Genomic DNA, 19,210 nt, shown 5'->3' with positions numbered 1-19,210 from the left:
CTCATCCGTTCGACCGCTCCCCGCGCGCGGCCTGCCGGCGGCGCGCCGCGTCCCGGCGCGCGTCCGCGCGCTGCTCGGCCGCGTCGGTCGACCCGCGCCCCGGATCGCTCGCGTCGACGCGCGCGGCGAGCGCCTCGATGGTCGGCGATTGGAACAGGTCCGCCACCGCGATCGGGGCGCGCAGCCGCTCCTTGAGCAGCCGCTGGGCGCGCACGGCGAGCAGCGACGTCAGCCCGATCTCGAAGAGGTTCTCGTTGACGCCGATCTCCTCGACCTGGAGCACCTCCTTGAGCGCCCCGACGATCGCGCGCTCCGTCGCCGTGCGCGGCGGGATCCGCGGCGCCTCGCCCTGGCCGCCGCGCGGATCGATCGCGGCGAGCGCCGCGCGGTCGACCTTGCCGTTCGCGCTCAGCGGGAAGGCGTCCACCGGGACGCACGCGCTCGGGACCATGTACTCGGGGAGCGTCCGCCGCGCGAACCCGAGGAGCGCCTGCGGATCCAGGCCGCCGGCGCCGATGACGTACGCGACGAGGCGCCGGTCGCCCGAGGGGTCCTGCTTGACGGCGACCACGGCCTCCTTCACGTCCGGGTGCCGGAGCAGCACCGCCTCGATCTCGCCGAGCTCGACGCGGTAGCCCCGCACCTTCACCTGGAAGTCGACCCGCCCGAGCAGCTCGACGGCGCCGTCGCGGAAGTACCGGGCGAGATCGCCGGTGCGGTAGAGCCGCTCCCCGGTGGCCGGGTGCGCGACGAAGCTCGCGGCGGTCCGGGCCTCGTCGCGGAAGTAGCCGAGCGCGACGCCGACGCCGCCGATGTAGAGCTCGCCCGGGACGCCGATCGGGCACGGCTCGAGCGCCTGGTCGAGGACGTAGACGCGCTGGTTCGCCATGGGGCGGCCGTACGGGACGCTGCGCCAGCGCGGATCGACGCGATCGATCGGGTGCAGGATCGACCAGATCGACGCCTCGGTGGCGCCGCCGAGGCTGACGATCCGCGCGGCCGGGGACGCGGCGCGGATCCGCTCGGGGAGCTTCAGGTCGATCCAGTCGCCGCTCAGCAGGACCAGGCGGAGCGACGCGAGATCGGGCGGCGCCGTCGCGCTGCCGCCGGCGGGGGCAGCGTCCAGCGCGAGCTGGAGCAGCGCGGGCACCGAGTTCCACACGGTCACGCCCTCGGCCCGCACGAGCGCGGCCCACGCGTCGGGCTGCGGCCCCGGGCCCGGCGGCGGCAGCACGATGGCGCCGCCCGCCGCGAGCGTGCCGAAGAGGTCGTAGACCGACAGATCGAAGCTCAGGGACGAGAGCGCGAGCACGCGGTCGTCGGGCCCGACGCCGAACCGGCGGTTCACGTCGAGGATCGTGTTCACCGCGCCGCGGTGGTCGATCATCACCCCCTTCGGCTGGCCGGTGGACCCGGAGGTGTAGATCACGTACGCGAGGTCGCCCGGCGCGGGCGCGGCGCGCTCCGGGAGGCGAAGAGCGTCGTCGAGCTCGCCCAGCTCGTCGACGAGGGCGCGCTCGACCCCGGCGGGCCAGTCGATCCGCGCGTCGACGCGCGACTGCGTGAGCGCGAGGCGCGCCTCGCCGTGCGCGAGCAGGTGGGCGAGCCGCTCGCGCGGCAGCGCGGGATCGATCGGCAGGTACGCCGCCCCGGCGTGCAGCACGCCGAGCGCCGCGGCGACCTGCTCCCAGCCCTTCTGCATCGCGATCGCCACGAGCTGGCCGCGCCCCTGCCCGGCCCTCCGGACGCGCGCCGAGACGGCGAGCGCGCGCCGGCGCAGCTCCGCATATGTCAGCCGCCGCGGGCCAGCGACGACCGCGACGGCGTCCGGCTGCTCGCTCGCCCGCGCGAAGAACGGCTCGTGCAGGCAGAGGTGGTCCTCGTACGGCTCCTCGGTCGCGTTCCACGTCACGAGCGCGCGCCGGCGCTCCTCGGGGGTGAGCAGGAGCGCCGCGACCTTCGCCTCCGGCGCGCGGACCGCGCGCTCCGCGATCCGCACGAGCGACTCGAGGAGCTCGTCGGCCGTCTGCGGGTCGAAGAGGTCGGTGTTGTACTGCAGCGAGACGACCTCCTCGCCGCCGCGCGCCTCCACGGAGAACCGCAGGTCGAAGCGCGTCGTCTCCGCGCCGAGGTCGAGGAGCTCGACCTCGAGGTCGCCGAGCGCCATCGCGGGCATCGGCGCGCTCTGGACGACGAGCATCACCTGGAAGAGCGGCGACCGGCTCATGTCGCGCCTCGGCTGGAGCGCCTCGACGACCTTCTCGAACGGCGCGTCCTGGTGCTCGAACGCCTCGAGCGCCGTCGCCCGGGCGCGCCGGAGCAGCTCGGCGAAGGTCGGGTCGCCGGCGAGGTCCACGCGCAGGACCAGCGTGTTCACGAACATGCCGACGAGCCCCTCGAGCTCGGGGCGCGGCCGGTTCGCGACCGCGGTGCCGATCGCGAGATCCTCCTGGCCGGTGGCGCGCCGGAGCGCCACGGCGAGCGCGGCGAGCCACGCCATGAACCGCGTGGCCCCGGCGCGCCGGCAGAGCGCGTCGAGATCGCCGAGCAGGCGCCGGGGGAGCGCCGCCGTCCGCTCCGCGCCGGCGAACGTCTGGACGGCGCCGCGCGGCCGATCCGTCGGCAGCTCGACCGTCGGCAGGCCGCGCAGGCGCCGCGCCCACCACGAGACGAGCCCCTCGAGGCGCGCGCCCGAGAGCGCCTGCCGCTGCCAGCGGGCGAAGTCGACGTACTGCGCCGCGAGCGGCGGGAGCGCCGGAGCGCCCCCGCGACTACAGCTTTCGTACAAGGCGCCCAGGTCCCGGAGGAGGGGCGCGAACGACCACCCGTCGATCGCGATGTGGTGCACGCCCAGCACGAGGACGTGCTCCTCCGGCCCGAGCCGCACGAGGCGGGCCCGGACGAGCGGCCCGGCGGCGAGGTCGAACGGCGTCGTGAGCTCCGCGCGGGCGGCGAGCCGCACCGCGCGCTCGCGCTCGCCCTCGGGCTGGTCGGACACGTCCACGAAGCGCACCGGGACGTCCCCGCGCTCGCCGACGCGCTGCACCGGGTCCGGCCGCGCCGCGAACGTGGTGCGGAGCGCGGCGTGGCGGCCGACCAGCGCCTCGAGCGCCCGCGAGAGGGCCTCCCGGTCGAGCGGGCCGCGGAGCCGCGCCGCCGGGGCCAGGTTGTAGGCCGTCAGGCCGGGGAGGAGCTGGTCGAGGATCCACAGGCGCTCCTGCTCGTAGGAGAGCGGGTGATCGGCCGCGTCGTGCGCGGGCACGATCGACCCCGAGCCCGCGCCGCCGTCGCCTCCGCCGAGCGCCGTCGCCGGCCGGGCGGCGGCCTTGAGCCGGCGCGACAGCGCGCGGACCGTCGGCGCCTCGAAGAGCGCGCTCAGCGCGACGCGGAGCCCGAGCCGGGCCTCCAGGCGCCCGATCACCTGCATCGCGGCGAGCGAGTCGCCGCCCAGCTCGAAGAAGCTGTCGGTCGCCCCCAGCCGCGGCGCCCCGAGCACCTCGCGAAAGATCGCGGCGACCTCCCGCTCCACGTCGGTCGACGGCGCCTCGATCGCGCGCGCCTCCGGCGCGCCGGCGCCCAGCGACCCGCGCGCGAGCTCCTCGAGGCCGCCGGCCAGGAACGCCGCGCGGCAGGCGCCGCGCTGGATCTTGCCGCTCGAGGTCTTCGGGATCGTCCCCCGCGCGATCAGCACCACCGCGTGCGCCGCCACGTCGTGCTGGAGCTGCACCTCGCGGCGCACCGCCGCGACGACCTCCGCGAGGTCGGGCGACCCGCGCGGATCGACCTCCTGGACGATGACGAGCCGCTCCTCGCCCTCGACCTCGACGCCGAAGGCGGCGCAGCAGCCCCGGCGCAGCGCCGGGTGGCTCGCCTCGGCGGTGCGCTCGAGGTCGTCGGGGTACAGGTTCCGGCCCCGGACGAGGATCAGGTCCTTGAGCCGCCCCGTCACGAAGAGCGCCCCGTCGCGCAGGTAGCCGAGGTCGCCCGTGCGCAGGTACGGCCCCGCGTCCGGCGCGCCTTCGCGCCGCGCGCCGAACGCCTCGGCGGTCGCCTCGGCGCGCCCCCAGTAGCCGCGCGAGACGCTCGGCCCGCGCACCCAGATCTCGCCGACCTCGCCGTCCTCTCGATCCCGCGTCGAGACCGGATCGACGATCCGCACCTCGCCGCCCGCGTCGACGGCGCGGCCGCACCCGACCAGCGTCTGCGCCGCGCGCCCCGGCTCCGGCGGCGCCGCGCGCCCGGCGGCGAGCGCCTCGCGATCGACCGTGGCCAGCGAGGGCCCGGCGCCGCGCTCGCCGCCCGTCACGATCAGCGTGCCCTCGGCCAGCCCGTAGCATGGGTAGAAGGCCTCGCGCCGGAACCCGCACGGGGCGAACGTCGCGGCGAAGCGCTCGAGCGTCTCGTGCCGCACGGGCTCCGCGCCCGTGAACGCCACGTCCCAGGTCGAGAGATCCAGCGCGGCCACGTCGGCCGCGGTCGCCTTGCGCGCGCACAGGTCGTACGCGAAGTTCGGCCCGCCGCTCACCGTGCCGCCGAAGCGCGCGATGGCGCGCAGCCACCGCATCGGGCGCTCCAGGAACGCGAGCGGGGACATCAGCGCGACCGGGAACGCCGCGTAGAGCGGCTCGAGCACGCCGCCGATCAGCCCCATGTCGTGGAACGGCGGCAGCCAGATCACCCCGCGCGACGCGCGGCCGGTCCGGAACCCGCGCGCGATCGCCCCGAGGTTCGCGAGCAGGTTGCCGTGCGTGAGCATCACCCCCTTGGGCGACCCGGTCGAGCCCGAGGTATATTGAAGGAGCGCGAGCGCCCCGCGCGAGATCGCGGGCGGGCGCCAGGCCTCCTCGACGCCGGGCGCGAGCGCGTCGGTGCTGACCCACCGCCCCGCGCGCAGCGCCGGCGCCCGCTCGGCCAGCGCGTCGCCCATCGCCGCGATCGCCTCGGTGGTGAGCACCACGCGGGCGCCCGCGTCGGCGGCGATCGCCTCGAGGCGGGGCAGCGTCCGGCCGAGGCGCGCCGGATCCGGCGGGTACGCCGGCACGGCCACCACGCCGGCGTAGAGACAGCCGAGGAACGCGGCGACGTAGTCGAGCCCGGGCGCGTACAGGAGCACCGCGCGGTCGCCCACGGCCGAGATCGCCTGGAGCGCGGCGCCGACGCCGCGCGCCCGTCGATCGATCTCCGCGAACGTGACATCGAGCCGCTCGCACTCGCCGTCTACAAGGAAGCTGTACGCGAGCTCGTCACCGAAGCGGGCCGCGCGGCCACGGCCCAGCTCGACGAGCGTCTCGAATGCAGCACCGGAGTCCATAGAATTGCTCATGAGCCCGTCGGATTCGTGCGGTGCCATTGCGCTGGCCGACCCGTCCGTGGAAGCCCACGACTCCGGCGCTCCGGTGCCGGCTCCCCCCACCATCTCGCGGCGCACCATAATCGCATACGGAGGACATCACCAGCGCTGATCGTCGATGCGCATGGCGGAATTGCCGAGTGCGCCGTCTCCTGGGAGAGCCCTGTTCAGCCCGACTGGAGATATCGAGTCACGCAGCGATCCCAGCGCGACGGTATCCATTCAAGCGGGCTCACGGCAGCGTTCGCTCCCCCATGGAACATCGACAGATAGCGACAGAACCCCATCATCCAACGTCGACCAGGGGCCACCGACTATCATCATCTCGTGGGCGCGTCCCGGGATCGTTACATTACTTAACAAGACATACCGACCCGAGCGTTGACACGATCACTCGCGCTGATAGCTTGCGCGGCATGCTCGGAGCGGACGCCGCGATCGAGGTGGACAAGCTGCCCCGCGAACATCGTGATTCAATGGCGGCGCCGGTCCGATCGGCGCCCTGGCGAGCCGCACTGCCGGGCAGCGAATGGGAGGTCTGGCGGACGGTCTGCCTCCGGAGCGCGGGGTTCCCGGTCGACCTCTTGCGCGCGCTCGTCGCCCCCGGCAGCGCCGCCGCCGCGGATCGCCTCGGCGAGGCCGAGCGCGCCGCGGAGCGGTCCCGGCGGGCCGCGATCGCGGCGCTGGACGCGCTCGTCCGCGTCGACCCGCGCACCGGGGTCGACGCGCTCGCCGGGGACGAGGCCGCGCGCGCGCGGCTCAAGGCGGAGCGCCGGCGGCTCGCCAAGGGCGGCGCGCCCCGGGACAAGGCCGGCTCCCCCGCGGCCGACGCCGCGCTCGACGAGCTCGCGGGCGCGCTCCGGCGGCGCGACGCCGCCGGCGCCGAGCTGCGCGAGGTGTTCGACGACGAGGCGCGGATCGTGAGCGAGCGCCTCCGCGGGATCTGCCGCGACCGTGCCTTCCGCGAGGCGCTGGTCTGGCAGAACCGGCAGGTCCTCCGCACGGCCGTGGACCCGCTGCTCGCGGCCCCGGAAGGCGCGGCCGACGCGCGGACGCGCTCCAAGGAGCGCCTCGTCGCGAGCTACCTCGAGCGGTACTGCGCCAAGAACGACTCGATCGGCTTCTTCGGCCCGTTCGGCTGGGCCAGGATCGACGGCGGGCCGGTCGCCGCGCGCGTCGCCCCGGGCCGCGGGCTGCTCGCGAGCCGCACGGTGTCCCTGGAGCACTGGGTCCTCGACGGGCTCGCCGCGGCCATCGCCGCGCGGCCCGGCGTCGCGCCGTGGCTCGCGCCGCGCTGGCTGCCGTTCTACCAGCTCGACGGCCGCGAGCTCATCCTGCCGATCGGCCACCGCGCCGAGCTCCCGCCGGCGCGCGCGCGCCTGCTCGCCGCCTGCGATGGCGTCCGGCCCGCGCGCGCCATCGCCGCGGAGCTGCTCGCCGACGCCTCGCTCGGGTTCTCGAGCGAGGCCGAGGTCTACGACCTCCTGCGCGACATGGTCGGCATGCGCGTCCTCGCGTGGGACCTCGAGCTGCCGTACGCCCTCCGCGACCCCGAGGCGCACCTGCGCGCGGCGCTCGCCCGGATCGAGCCCGAGGGCGTCCGCGCCCCCGCGCTCGCCGCCGTCGACGAGCTCTTCGCGGCGCGCGCGGCGGTGGCGGCCGCGGCGGGCGACCCCGAGGCGCTCGACCGCGCGCTCGACGCCCTGGAGCACACGGTCACCCGCCTGACGGCCGGGCCCGCGACGCGCGCGCCCGGCGCCGTCTACGCCGGCCGCACGCCCATCTACGAGGACTGCCGCCGCGACGTCGAGGTCACGTTCGGCGCGCCGTTCCTCGAGCGGTTCGGGCCGGCGCTCTCGCTCGTCCTGTCGAGCATGCGCTGGTTCATGCGCGAGACCACCGAGGCGTACATCGGCTATGTGCGCGGCGTCGTCGACGAGCTCGTCGGCGGCGCCCCCGACGCGCGGCTCGACATGACCGTCCTCCAGCGCGCGCTGCTCGATCGCATGAAGCCGGGCGTCTTCACCCCGCCGGTCCAGCGCCACGTGGACGCCGTGCGCGAGCGCTGGAGGGAGCTCGTCGGCGCTGCGCCGGACGCGCGCCGGGTGGAGCTCGACAGCGCCGCGCTGCGGGCGCGCTTCGAGGCGGCGTTCCCGAGCCACCCGGCGGATCGCACGGTCGCGCCGTTCCACGTGAGCCCCGACCTCCTGGTCGCCGCCGCGAGCCCCGAGGCGTTCGCCGCGGGGGATTTTTTGGCCGTCCTCGGCGAGGTCCACCTCGGCCCCACGCTGAACGCGTTCGCCACGCTGTCCCAGCACCCCTCGCCCGGGGACATCACCGCCGCGCTGGTCGGCGATCACCCGTGGCCCGCGCTCTACGTCACCGGCCACAAGCAGGAGCTGCTCGGCGGCCCGACCGGCCAGCGCGTCTTCGGGGCGCCCGAGGCGCGGCGGCCCATCGACTACGTGCTCGATTTCTCGACGTCCCCGCAGTCGATCGACCCGGAGCACCACCTCCGGATCGCCGACCTCGAGGTCGTGATCGAGGGCGACCGCTTCCGCGCCCAGACCCGCGACGGGCGGCTCGTCTTCCACGCGCGCCAGTTCATGTGGCTGATCATCAGCCTCGAGGCGACCCGCGGCTTCTCCCTCTTCGCGCCGGCCCGCCACGTCCCCCGCGTGACCATCGACGGCCTCGTGATCGCGCGCGAGCGCTGGATGTTCGCCCCCGCGGAGATCGACGCCGCGGAGCTCGCCACGCCGGTAGATCGCTTCGTCGGCGTGCGCCGGTGGGCCGCCGAGCACGGCCTGCCGCGCTTCGTCTTCGTGAAGTCGGCGGCGGAGTCCAAGCCGACCTTCCTCGATCTCGACAGCCCGCTCTCGGTCGAGGTCTTCGCGAACCTCGTGCGCGTCGCCCGCGAAGACGCCGCCGCGCGCGCCAATCCCGGCGGCATCGCCGTCACCGAGATGCTCCCGCGGCCCGACCAGTGCTGGCTCGTCGACGCGGACGGGCGCCGCTACACGAGCGAGCTGCGCATGGTCACGTGCTTCGGCCCGGACACCCGGGTCGGTCTCTAGCGCCGGTTCCCCTCGTCATCGCGGCCATCCTCGCCTCATGGCGGCGTCAGGATGGCCGCTCCGCCCGCGCTCACGCGACATCGACTGGGGCGCATCCCTCCGCCGGGGCGCGCAGGCGCTCCCATGCCTGATCGATATAAGCGAGGCACTCCATGACGGACCCCTGCTTGCCGGCCTCCCGCCACCCGCGCGGGATCGCGCGCTCGACAGGGCAGACGGTATACTGCTTCTCGTGATCGACGACGACTCGATAGGTCGCTACGTCCTGTCGCTCTCCCTGGCTCATCTCCACCTCCGCGGGTCGGCCCGATTGCGCTGCGGGGTCGCACGATAACCTCGGCGCTCGCGCCGTCGAGCCGGAATCTCCGAGCGCGGATCGCAGGATCAAACCGTCTTCGACCCGAGACGGCGCCATGCCGGGATCGATGCCCATGTCATGGCATCTTCGCGCCCCCGCCCGCGGGCCCGCTGCGGCGGCCGAGCCGCCTTCGGACCACGCGGATGTCAGGTCGCGACGGCGCTCGTCGCCGCTCGTCGCCGCGGACCTCTGGGCACACCGCGGCCTTGCGCGCGCCCGCAGGCCGTGGAGCGAACGCGGCCCCTTCGCGTCGCACCGCCGCATCGGCGCGGTGGCGGAGCGGTTCCGGCGCGATCCGGCCGTGAGCGCGACGATCCTGCACCTCGGCGCGGCCCGGGCCTGGGGAGCTCGCCGAGGGGGTCGACGGCCCGCGGCGGAGGTGATAGCCATGCTCTTCGTCATGCCTGAAGCGCCTCGGCTCGACGACCTCGACCGCTTCTTCGAGCTCTCTGTCGACCTGGTGGGGATCGCCGGATTCGACGGATACTTCAAGCGCATCGGCCGGGCGTGGGAGCAGACGCTCGGCTTCTCGCGCGAAGAGCTCCTGGCCAGGCCCTTCCTCGACTTCGTTCATCCCGAAGATCGCGAGCGCACCGTGACCGAGTCGGCGAAGCTGTTGTCCGGCGACGCCACCGCGACGTTCGTGAACCGATATCGATGCCGTGACGGCTCGTATCTGTGGATCGAGTGGAACTCGGCAATCTACCCGGACGCCGAGCTCGTCTATTGCGTAGCGCGCAACATCACCGATCGCCGGCGCGCCGAGGAGGCGCTGCTCGCCGCCGAGTCGCGGTACCGGGCGGCGATCGACGGCAGCCTCGACGGGTTCTGCGTGCTGCGGCGCACGGTCGGCGAGCCGGGGGAGACCGTTGATTTCGTGTTCACCGAGGCCAACCTGTTGGTGAGCCAGGTGACGTCGAGGCCGCGCGAGGAGATCATCGGCCGGCGGGTCGCCGATGTCTTTCCCGCGGTTCGCGATTTCGGGCTCCTCGAGAAATACGAGCACGTCTTTCGGACGCGCGAGCGGCTGCTCGCGGAGACGGAGAGCGCGCTGCCCGGGGGCGGGCGCCTGTGCCTGCAATACCAGATCGTCCCGCTCGACGACGGCGTCGCGGTGACGGTCAAGGACATCACGGCGTCCAAGCAGCTGGAAGCGGAGCTCCGGGAGGCGCTCCAGCGCCGGGAGAGCGACACCGAGGAGCTCCAGCGGAAGAACCGTCAGCTCGCCGAGGAGAACGCCGAGCGCGAACGCGCCGAGGCGCTGCTGCGGCAGCAGCAGGAGACGATGCTCGCGATGTCCACGCCGATCATCCAGGCGTGGGAGGGTGTGCTCGTGCTGCCGGTCATCGGCACCGTGGAGACCGCGAGGGCGGCGCAGATCATGGAGCGGCTGCTCCCCGAGATCGTCCGGACACAGGCGCGCTTCGCGATCCTCGACCTGACCGGCGTCAGCGCGGTGGACGCCGCGACCGTGTCGCACCTGCTCGCCGTGGTGCGCGCGGCGAGCCTCCTCGGTAGCCAGTGCCTCGTCTCCGGGATCTCCCCGGCGATCGCGCGGACCATGACCGAGATCGGCAGCGCGGAGGGGGCGTTTCTGACCTTCGGGCTGCTCCAGAGCGCTCTCCGTTACGCGCTCTCCCGCTGCAGCGCCTAGGCCGCGCGCGGGCCGCCCCCGCCCCGCCTCCTGTTCCAGGCGGTCCAGGTGAACGTCGACGCCGGCCGCATGCCCCCGCCGCGCGAGAGCGGCCGGCGCACCCTCGTCACGCCGCTGAACGACCTCCGCGCGGCCGACGAGGTCGGCAGCCCGATGAAGGCCTGACCGTCAGCGCGCCGTCTGTCCGCCGTCGACACGGTAGTTCACGCCGGTCAGCCACTTCCCGCGATCCGACGCGAGGAGCGCGACGACCTCCGCGACATCGTCGGTGGTGCCGACGCGTCCGAGCGGCACCTGCTGGACAAACGCATCGGCCGACAGGCCCATCTCGTCGGTGAACCTCTTCCGCAGATCTTCGGAGCTCGGTGTCGCCACCGGGCCCGGCGTCACGACGTTCACGCGGACGCCGCTCGGCGCGAGCTCCACGGCGAGCGCGCGCGAGTAGGTGTCGAGCGCCGCCTTCGCGGCGCAGTAATGCGCGAACGTGCCGACCGGCATCGTCGCTGCCGTCGACGAGATGTTCACGATCGCGGCGGCCTTCGAGGCGCGGAGCGCCGGCAGGACCGCGTTCGTGAGGCGGACCGCGGAGAGGAGGTTGAGCGCGAGGGCGTCTTGCCACTCTTCGTCGGGGATCGCCTCGGAGCCTCCCGCAGAAAACGCGCGCGACCCGCCCGCGTTGTTCACGAGGATGTCGAGGCCGCCGAGGGCCGCGAGCGCCTCTCGGGCGATCGACTTCACCCCTTCGCTCGTGCGGATGTCGCCGGAGATGAACGTCGCCGCCGCGGGTGTGACGTCGCTGCGCGAGCGCGCGGCGACCACGACCTTGGCGCCGGCGTCGAGGAGGCGCTGCGCGATCGCCGCGCCGATGCCGCGCGAGCCTCCGGTGACGATGGCGCGGCGACCGATGAACTCCTTCGAGAGATCGAGCTTGCTGGTCATGATGTTCCCTTTCGTCGATGACGACGCGTCCTTGGTAAGGCTCGCGATCCGCACGAACCATGCGAGGTCGTCCGGGAAAGTTTCGAGATCGTCCGCGCGACTTGGACACCGCGGCCCGCGCTCATTACGCTGTCGAGCGATGGATGCCCTGAGCGCGGTGCTTGCCCCGGTTCGTCTGCAGCGGACGCGCTGGGTCTCCACCGTCGGGCGCGCGCCGTGGGGCGTCGCCCTGCCGGTGGTCAAGAGCTGCATCCGGTTCCACTACGTGGTCCGCGGCAGCGCCTGGCTCAGCGTCGACAAGGTGGACGAGCCGCGCGTCGCGCTCTCCGGTGGCGACCTCGCGGTACTTCCGCTCGGCCACGCCCACGCGCTGCGCGACCATCCGCGGAGCACCTCCCGGAGGTTCGAAGAGGTCGCGCGATGCACCACCCACTCGACCCATGGCGTCATCCACATCGACCTCGGCGCGAAGGGCCCCGAGACGACCTTCATCACGGGCGCCTTCGTGCTCGACGACCCGCTCGCGACACCGATCCTCGCGGCGCTGCCACCGCTCATCCGGATGACTCCCGACGTGGAGCAGGCGGTGCCGTCGTTCCTCGAGAACATCCAGTTCATCACGCGCGAGATCCAGACGAACCGGCCCGGGTCCGAGATCGTCCTCCTCCGGATGGCGGACGTCATGTTCATCCAGATCCTCCGCGCGTACCTCGCGCGCTTCCCCGAGGGCGGCGGCGGCTTCCTCGGCGCGCTCCGCGACCCGAGCACCGCCGCGGCGCTCGGCGCGATGCACCGGCGCGCCGAGGAGCCGTGGACGGTGGCCTCGCTCGCGAAGGAAGCGGGCGTCTCGCGCTCGGTCTTCGCGGCGCGCTTCACGGAGCTCGTCGGCGAGCCGCCGCTCGCCTACCTCACGCGGCTCCGCATGCAGAAGGCTGCGGTTCTCCTCCGCGAGGGCGCGCCGCTCGCAAAGGTCTCGCGCCTCACCGGCTATTCGTCCGAGGCGTCGTTCAGTCACGCGTTCCGAAAGTGGGCCGGCATGGCCCCCGGCGCGTGGCGGCGGCACCTCACGTCGAGCGCCTCGCCCCGATCGCCGGCGACCTCTGCCGTCTCGGAGCTGCCGCGGCGGACTCGGAGGGGGGACAGCGCCGCCGCAGCGCGACCCACGCCGGCGCGCGCTCGCGTAGAATAAGCCTCATGCGAATTTTTCACCCTTTCCTGCCGCTGACCGCGGCCCTTGTCCTGGGATCGCTCTGCGCCTCCGGCTGCTCCGACGACTCGCCCGGTCCGGCGGGAGATCCGTCCGGCTCCAGCGCCGGGGGCTCCAGCGCCGAGGGCTCGCGCTGCCAGCCGTCGGGCGGCGGCCCGCACTGGCTCCTCGAGGGGGAGACCGTGACGTTCCCGGTGACGTGCGCGAGCGGCCTCGCGCTCGCCGGCGACGCGTTCGAGGTCGGCCCGCTCCCCGAGGGCGCCGCGTACGACCCGATCGCGCGCGAGGTGACGTTCTCGCCCGGGCTCGATCAGGCCGCCGTCTACGACATCGAGATCCGCGTCGCGCAGACGTCCGAGGTCGGGCGCGTCAAGGTCGGCGTCGCCGACGCCTTCGCCGATCCGTCGAACGTGCCCGTCGTCGATCCGACCCGCTACCCCGAGGAGTACGGCCTGCCGGTGCTCTTCCTCTCGCCCGTCCCCGAGGACAAGGAGTACGCCCCGGCCACGGTGATCTACCGCGGCCACACGTACGCCGCGGAGGCGGAGCTCCGCGGCGAGAGCTCGCTCTCGTACCCGAAGCGGAGCTACACCCTCAAGTTCCCCAAGGACGACAAGTTCAACGAGCCCGACGAGGCGGGCGGCTTCACCGATCGCCGCAAGGTCGTGCTCATCACGACGTTCGACGACAACTCCTATGTCCGGCAGCGCCTCGCCTACGACCTCTGGAACCGCCTCGATCCCGAGCACATCCAGATCAAGACCTACAGCGCTGTCCTGTACCTCGACGGGGAGTACGCGGGGCTCTACACCGTCTCGGATCACGTCGACGGCTACCTGATGGAGGACCACGGCTACCCGCAGGACGGCAACCTCTACAAGGCGGTCAGCCACGACGCGAACTTCGCGCTGACCGACCGGTCCGGCGACCCGAAGGAGACGCTGCACGACGGCTTCGAGAAGAAGGAAGGGACACCGGCCGAGGGCGAGCCGGAGGCGTTCTCGGATCTGGAAGATCTCGTGAGCTTCGTGGCCGAGTCCGACGACGCCACGTTCGCCGCCGAGATCGGGTCGCGGATCGATCTGCGCGACTACGAGGACTGGTGGATCTTCGTCACGTTCATCGTGGCCAACGACTCGGCCGGAAAGAACAGCTACCACTACCGCGATCCGGCCGCGGACGGCGTCTTCCGCTACGCGCCGTGGGACTTCAACGCGAGCTTCGGCCAGTCGTGGGAGACCGAGCGCGAGCCGGCCTCGGATCGCGTCGACTACCGCGACGTGAACCTCCTCTTCGAGCGCCTCCTCGAGGAGCCGTCGATCGGCGACCCGCTGCGCGCCCGGTACGATCAGGTCCTGCGCGGCGCGCTCGCCGAGGCCGAGATCCACGCGATCGTGGACGGCTACGTGGAGCGCATCGACGCGAGCGCGCGCCGGGACGAGGCGCGGTGGGGCGAGGCGTACCGGAGCTACGAGGGCTGGAGCTGGCGCGACGACTTCACGACGTACGAGGAGGAGATCGCGTACCTGAAGGCGTGGATCTCGGAGCGGTGGCAGCACCAGGACGAGCTCTACTGAGCGCCGCCCGCCGCGCGGCGCGGGCCGCGCCGTCGCGACGACGGCAGCGCCGAACCGTGGCGCTCCCGGCGCATCCGTGAGACCTTCGCGGCGCCGCGCCCCGACGGGGCGGCGCGCGACCGGAGACCATGAAATCGAAGAGCGTCCTCGTCATCGGGCTCGGGCGGTTCGGCACGTCGGTCGTCGAGACCCTCTGGAAGAACCGGGCCGAGGTGATCGCGGTCGACAACAACCCGGAGGCCGTCGACGCCGTGAAGGACAAGACCTCGGCCGCGTTCGTCGGCGACGCCACCGTCCACAAGGTGCTCGAGGGGATCGGCGCGCAGTACGTGGAGACCGCGATCGTGACCTTCGGCGAGCACTTCGAGCCGTCCGTGCTCTGCGTGGCCTCCCTCGTCCGGATGGGCGTGCGCGAGATCATCGCGCGCGCCGCCACCGATCGCCAGGCCGACATCCTGCGCGCGGTGGGCGCGACCCGCGTCATCCAGCTCGAGACCGAGATGGGCCGCCGCGTCGGCGCCGACATCACCATGCCGCTCGCGCAGGACCTCCTCGACCTCGCGAGCCACTACCGCGTGGTCCCCTGGAACGCCCACGGACCGCTGGTCGGGCAGACGCTCGCCGGCTCGAAGATCCGCCAGCGGTACCGCATCAACGTGCTCGGTGTGCGGCCGCACACGAACAAGCGGCCCGGCGACAAGCCGCGGCTCGAGGCACCCACACCGGACTACGTGATCCGCGACGGCGACACGCTGCTGCTCGTGGGCGACAGCGACGACGTGAGCCGGTTCGTGGCCGAGGTCGGCGGCTGATCGCGCCGCGCGCCGCTCGCGATCGCGCCGCCCGCGGGCGCGCGCGCCGCCTGCGCTCGCGCGGCCCGGGGGCGCGCGCGGCGCCCGTTGTGTGAAGCAATGTGAAGCACGGTCCTGGCTGCGCGATGCGTCTTTCCGCCTCGGCCTCGCCATGCGAGAGGGCGGGCCGCATGCCTTCCACAGCGTCCTCCGTGATGCGCCTCGTCGTCTCGGAAGCGCTGCTGCTCGCGGTCGCGATGACCGGCAGCGCAGCGCGCGCGCAGCCCGCAGGCGCGCCCCCGCCCGAGCCTCCTCCTGCCGCCGAGGGCGACTCGGGCGGCGCCTCGGTCCCCCGCGGCGGCGCCGGCGCGGTCGTCGTCCCTCAGCCGGGCGCGCCCCCGCCGGCGCCCGCCGCCATCAGCCCGCCGACGCTGATCAAGTACTCCCCGCCCGCGTATCCGATCGAGGCGCAGCGCGCCGGCGTCGAGGGCAGCGTCATCCTCAAGCTCGATATCGACAAGACCGGGCGCGTCACAAAGGCCGAGGTCGCGACGCCCGGCGGGCACGGCTTCGACGAGGCCGCGCTCGCGGCCGCGCCCGGCCTGGAGTTCGCGCCGGCGCGGCGCCCGGACGGCACGCCCGCGGCGGCGCGCATCCTCTACCGGTACGCGTTCACGCTCACGCCCAAGCCCCCCGATGCGGCCGCGCCGGCGCCGCCCGCCGACGTCGAGACGGTGCTCGGGACCGTCCTGTCCGCGGGCACCGGCGAGCCGCTCCCGGACATCGCGGTCACCCTCGTGCGCCCCGACGGCGGCCGCGAGGAGGCGAAGACGGACCAGGGCGGCAAGTTCCGCTTCAAGAACCTCCCCCCCGGCAAGTACCGCGTCGAGGTCGCCGCCGCGGGGTTCGAGCCGTTCGCCGCCGAGGAGGAGATCGCGGCCGGCGAGGCGATCGAGGTGCGCTACCGCATCTCGCTCGCCGCGCCGCAGGACGGCAAGGCGCCGGGCATCGAGGTGACCGTGCAGGGCGAGCGCCCGCCGCGCGAGGTGACGCGGAGGACGATCGAGCGGCGCGAGATCGACCGCATCCCCGGGACCGGCGGCGACGCGCTCCGCTCGCTGCAGAGCCTGCCGGGCGTCGCGCGCAGCGGCTTCGGGCTGCTCATCGTGCGCGGGTCCGCGCCCCAGGACACGCTGACGTTCGTCGATCGCACCCCGGTGCCGATCATCTATCACTTCGGCGGTCTCTCCTCGGTCGTGCCGACCGAGATGCTCGAAAAGATCGACTTCTATCCGGGCAACTTCAGCGCCGTGTACGGCCGCGCCATGGGCGGCATCGTCGACGTCGGGCTCCGCTCGCCGAAGCAGGACGGCAAGTACCACGGCGTGGTCCAGCTCGACCTCATCGACGGGCGCGTGCTCCTCGAGGGCCCCGTCCCGTTCCTCAAGGACTGGACGTTCATCGCGGCGGGCCGCCGCAGCTGGGTCGACGCGTGGCTCGGGCCCGTGCTCAAGGAGGCGGGCTCCAGCGTCACGCAGGCGCCCGTCTACTACGATTACCAGTTCGTCCTCGAGGGCCGCCCCTCCGCGAGCGAGCGCGTGCGCGCGAGCTTCTACGGATCGGACGACGCCTTCAAGATCACCCTGGATAAGCCGCCGGAGGACGAGCCGGCGCTGACGGGCGATTTCGGGCTGCACACCGCCTTCCAGCGCTTCCAGCTCAGCTACGAGAACCGGATCGGGAGCCGGGATCGGCTGCTGTGGTCGATGGCGCTCGGCCGGGACATCGCCGACTTCGAGATCTCTCCCCTCGCCTTCAACGTCGTCTCGACCTCGCTCGACCTGCGGCTGGAGCTCTCGCACAGGTTCGCGCGGTACCTCACGATGAACGTCGGCACCGACCTCTCGGGCGGCGTCGCCACGGTCAACATCCGCGCGCCGTCGCAGCAGCCCGCGGGCCACCCGTCGAACCAGCCGTTCTCGACGTACCCGTTCCAGGATCGGTCGTTCGACGGCGCGTACTCGCGGCCCGCGGCGTATGCCGAGCTCGAGGTCGTCCCCTCGCCGCGGGCGCGGATCGTCCCCGGGGTGCGGGTCGACTACGCGCTCGATACGCAGACGCTCGACGTGAGCCCGCGGGTCAACGCGCGCTACGACATCCGGAGCGGCTTCCCGCGGACGACGGCCAAGGGGGGCGTGGGCCTCTATTATCAGGCGCCGCAGTTCGCGGAGAGCATCGAGCCGTTCGGCAATGCGGAGCTCAAGTCGAACCGCGCCGTGCATTACGGCCTCGGCGTGGAGCAGGAGATTACCCCGCAGATCGAGGTGACGCTGGACGGGTTCTACAAGCAGCTCGATCGGCTGGTCGTCTTCTCGCCGGAGAAGGACGACTACGCCAACGACGGCACCGGATACGCGGTCGGCGGCGAGCTCTTGTTGAAGTACAAGCCGGACGAGCGCTTCTTCGGCTGGGCGGCGTACACCCTCTCGCGGTCGGTGCGCAAGGACGGCCCCGACGAGGAGGAGCACCTCACGCAGTTCGATCAGACGCACGTGCTGACGGTGCTCGGGAGCCTGCGGCTCGGCCGGGGCTGGGAGCTGGGCGCGCGTTTCCGGCTCGTGTCGGGCAACCTGCAGACGCCCTATGTCTGCGATCCGGAGGAGAAGGGGTGCAATCCGAACCGGGTGAACGCGATTTACCATGCGTCGTCTGCGAGGTATTCGCCGATCCCGCTCGGGGGTGACTACAGCGAGCGGATGCCGCTGTTCCACCAGCTCGACATCCGCGCCGACAAGATGTGGAAATTCAAGACGTGGCAGCTCGGGCTCTACCTCGATATCCAGAACGTCTACAATTACATGGCTGCGGAGGGCATCAGCTACAACTTCAACTACACGAAGCGGGAGTACGTGACGGGGCTCCCCTTCCTGCCCACGCTCGGGCTGCGAGGAGATTTCTGATGAAACAGACCGCACTGCCCGCTCGTCGCGCGCTGCTGGCCGCGCTCTCGACCCTGGCCGTGGGCATCCCCTGCTGCGCCGGGAGCGACATGGCCCCTTCGTCCGAGGTGAAGGGGCTCCGCGTCCTCGCCGTGACGGCGGACAAGCCGTACGCGGCGGCGGAAGAGCTCGTGACGTTCCGGATGACGTACGCCGACGCGAAGGGCGCGGAGGACGGCGCGCCGCGGAAGGTCGAGGTCACGTGGGTGGGCGGCTGCGTGAATCCGCCGGTCGGGGTGGACGAGCACCTCGGGTGCATCCCGCAGTGGCTGGGCACCTATGCGGCGGGAATCGTCGCGAATCCGGGAGGCGGCGGCGGCGGAAGCGGCGGCGACGGCGGCAGTGGTGGCGATGGTGGCAGCGGCGGCGACGGCGGCAGTGGTGGCGCTGGCGGCGGCGAAGGCGGCAATGGCGGCGCTGGCGCCAGCGGCGACGGCGGCGACGGCAGCGGCGGTGGCGACGGGGAGCGCACCGTCCCCTTCGCGCAGCAGGAGATCGGTCCGGAGAAGAGCGGCGAGCCCGATGCGGTCTCGTTCACGTGGAAGCTGCCCAAGGAGATCCTCAAGGACGCGAGGCCCACCGAGACGGGAACGGTGTACTCGTCGGCATACGTGCTGTTCGCCGTGTGCGCCGGCACGACACGCGTGGCTTCAGCGCCCGAAAAGGCCGGGTTTCCGCTGGAGTGCGTCGGCGACGACGGGACGGTGCTCGGTCCGGACAGCTTCGTCGTGGGCTACACGCAGGTCTATGTCTTCAAGAAGGAGCGACTGAACACGAACCCGCCCATCGACGGCTTCACGCTGAAGCTCGATGGCAATGAGGTCGCGCCGGGCGAGGACGGTTTGCCCGTCGTGAAGCGGTGCGTTCGGCCCGAGGAGCAGGCCCAGGGTTGCGGCCGGACCGAGCCGGCCGAGGACGAGTGCACGACCTACGAGATCGAGGCTGTCGTGCCCGAGAAGGCCGCCGAGGTGGACGAGGAAGCCGCCGGGCTCGGCGGTCCGCCGGCGCGCGAGGCGATCTGGGTCGACTATTACACGGACGGTGGCGAGTTCGACGGGGCGCGCCGCCTGGTGAGCGATACGACCGGCGCCTCTCGCGGGGGCAACGGGACCACGTGGACGCCGCCCTCGGAGCCAGGGCGCGTGTCGCTGTGGGCGGTGGTTCACGACACCCGCGGCGGAGCGAGCGTGACGCGACGGGAAATGCAGGTGGAGTAACGCCCAGATCCCGCCGTGCCACGCGCGTCGCGCGGCGGTTG

General features: G+C 73.1%; 10 protein-coding genes. 7 read left to right on the top strand and 3 right to left on the bottom strand.

What is annotated here, in order from left to right:
- Nucleotide 1: 1 nt before the first annotated feature.
- The gene (locus NQZ70_RS20640; protein WP_165374073.1) at nucleotides 2-5,311 is read right to left on the bottom strand and encodes a non-ribosomal peptide synthetase; all 5,310 of its coding nucleotides are present in this window, start codon (nucleotides 5,309-5,311) and stop codon (nucleotides 2-4) included.
- 455 nt (nucleotides 5,312-5,766) lie between these two features.
- On the opposite strand from NQZ70_RS20640, the gene NQZ70_RS20635 reads away from it, so the two are divergent.
- Nucleotides 5,767-8,427, top strand: a complete 2,661-nt coding sequence (locus NQZ70_RS20635) for a lantibiotic dehydratase (RefSeq protein ID WP_129575737.1) — start codon at nucleotides 5,767-5,769, stop codon at nucleotides 8,425-8,427.
- A 70-nt stretch (nucleotides 8,428-8,497) separates the two neighbouring features.
- Here NQZ70_RS20635 and NQZ70_RS20630 read toward each other — a convergent pair whose 3' ends face one another.
- A complete protein-coding gene (locus tag NQZ70_RS20630; protein WP_237245465.1) occupies nucleotides 8,498-8,860 on the bottom strand; it encodes an MbtH family protein in 363 nt (120 codons plus the stop codon).
- Nucleotides 8,861-9,173: 313 nt separating this feature from the next.
- Between NQZ70_RS20630 and NQZ70_RS20625 the strand changes: the two genes are divergently transcribed.
- Nucleotides 9,174-10,439 (top strand): PAS domain S-box protein, encoded by a 1,266-nt coding sequence (locus NQZ70_RS20625; protein WP_129575736.1) that lies wholly within the window; start codon nucleotides 9,174-9,176, stop codon nucleotides 10,437-10,439.
- Nucleotides 10,440-10,607: 168 nt separating this feature from the next.
- Here NQZ70_RS20625 and NQZ70_RS20620 read toward each other — a convergent pair whose 3' ends face one another.
- Nucleotides 10,608-11,378, bottom strand: coding sequence for an SDR family oxidoreductase (locus tag NQZ70_RS20620; RefSeq protein ID WP_129575735.1), 771 nt, complete (start codon nucleotides 11,376-11,378; stop codon nucleotides 10,608-10,610).
- A gap of 139 nt (nucleotides 11,379-11,517) precedes the next feature.
- Here NQZ70_RS20620 and NQZ70_RS20615 point away from each other — a divergent pair, with 139 nt between their 5' ends.
- The 5 genes from NQZ70_RS20615 to NQZ70_RS20595 all read left to right on the top strand — a co-directional run bounded on the left by NQZ70_RS20615 (nucleotide 11,518) and on the right by NQZ70_RS20595 (nucleotide 19,169).
- The gene (locus NQZ70_RS20615) at nucleotides 11,518-12,567 is read left to right on the top strand and encodes an AraC family transcriptional regulator (protein ID WP_165374072.1); all 1,050 of its coding nucleotides are present in this window, start codon (nucleotides 11,518-11,520) and stop codon (nucleotides 12,565-12,567) included.
- Nucleotides 12,568-12,572: 5 nt separating this feature from the next.
- Nucleotides 12,573-14,162 carry a CotH kinase family protein gene (locus NQZ70_RS20610; RefSeq protein ID WP_129575733.1) on the top strand — a complete coding sequence of 530 codons (1,590 nt, stop codon included), beginning with the start codon at nucleotides 12,573-12,575 and terminating at the stop codon, nucleotides 14,160-14,162.
- A 128-nt stretch (nucleotides 14,163-14,290) separates the two neighbouring features.
- A complete protein-coding gene (locus NQZ70_RS20605; RefSeq protein ID WP_129575732.1) occupies nucleotides 14,291-14,974 on the top strand; it encodes a TrkA family potassium uptake protein in 684 nt (227 codons plus the stop codon).
- A gap of 170 nt (nucleotides 14,975-15,144) precedes the next feature.
- A complete protein-coding gene (locus NQZ70_RS20600) occupies nucleotides 15,145-17,913 on the top strand; it encodes a TonB-dependent receptor domain-containing protein (protein ID WP_237245464.1) in 2,769 nt (922 codons plus the stop codon).
- The gene (locus tag NQZ70_RS20595) at nucleotides 17,913-19,169 is read left to right on the top strand and encodes a hypothetical protein (RefSeq protein ID WP_129575731.1); all 1,257 of its coding nucleotides are present in this window, start codon (nucleotides 17,913-17,915) and stop codon (nucleotides 19,167-19,169) included. The genes NQZ70_RS20600 and NQZ70_RS20595 overlap by 1 nt, the downstream gene beginning before the upstream one ends.
- Nucleotides 19,170-19,210: the final 41 nt, after the last annotated feature.

This window comes from Sorangium sp. So ce836 (assembly GCF_028553905.1).
Taxonomy (GTDB): domain Bacteria; phylum Myxococcota_A; class Polyangia; order Polyangiales; family Polyangiaceae; genus Sorangium; species Sorangium cellulosum_D.
Note: the sequence above shows the minus strand (reverse complement) of the source record. Positions and strands in the feature narration are given on the sequence as shown.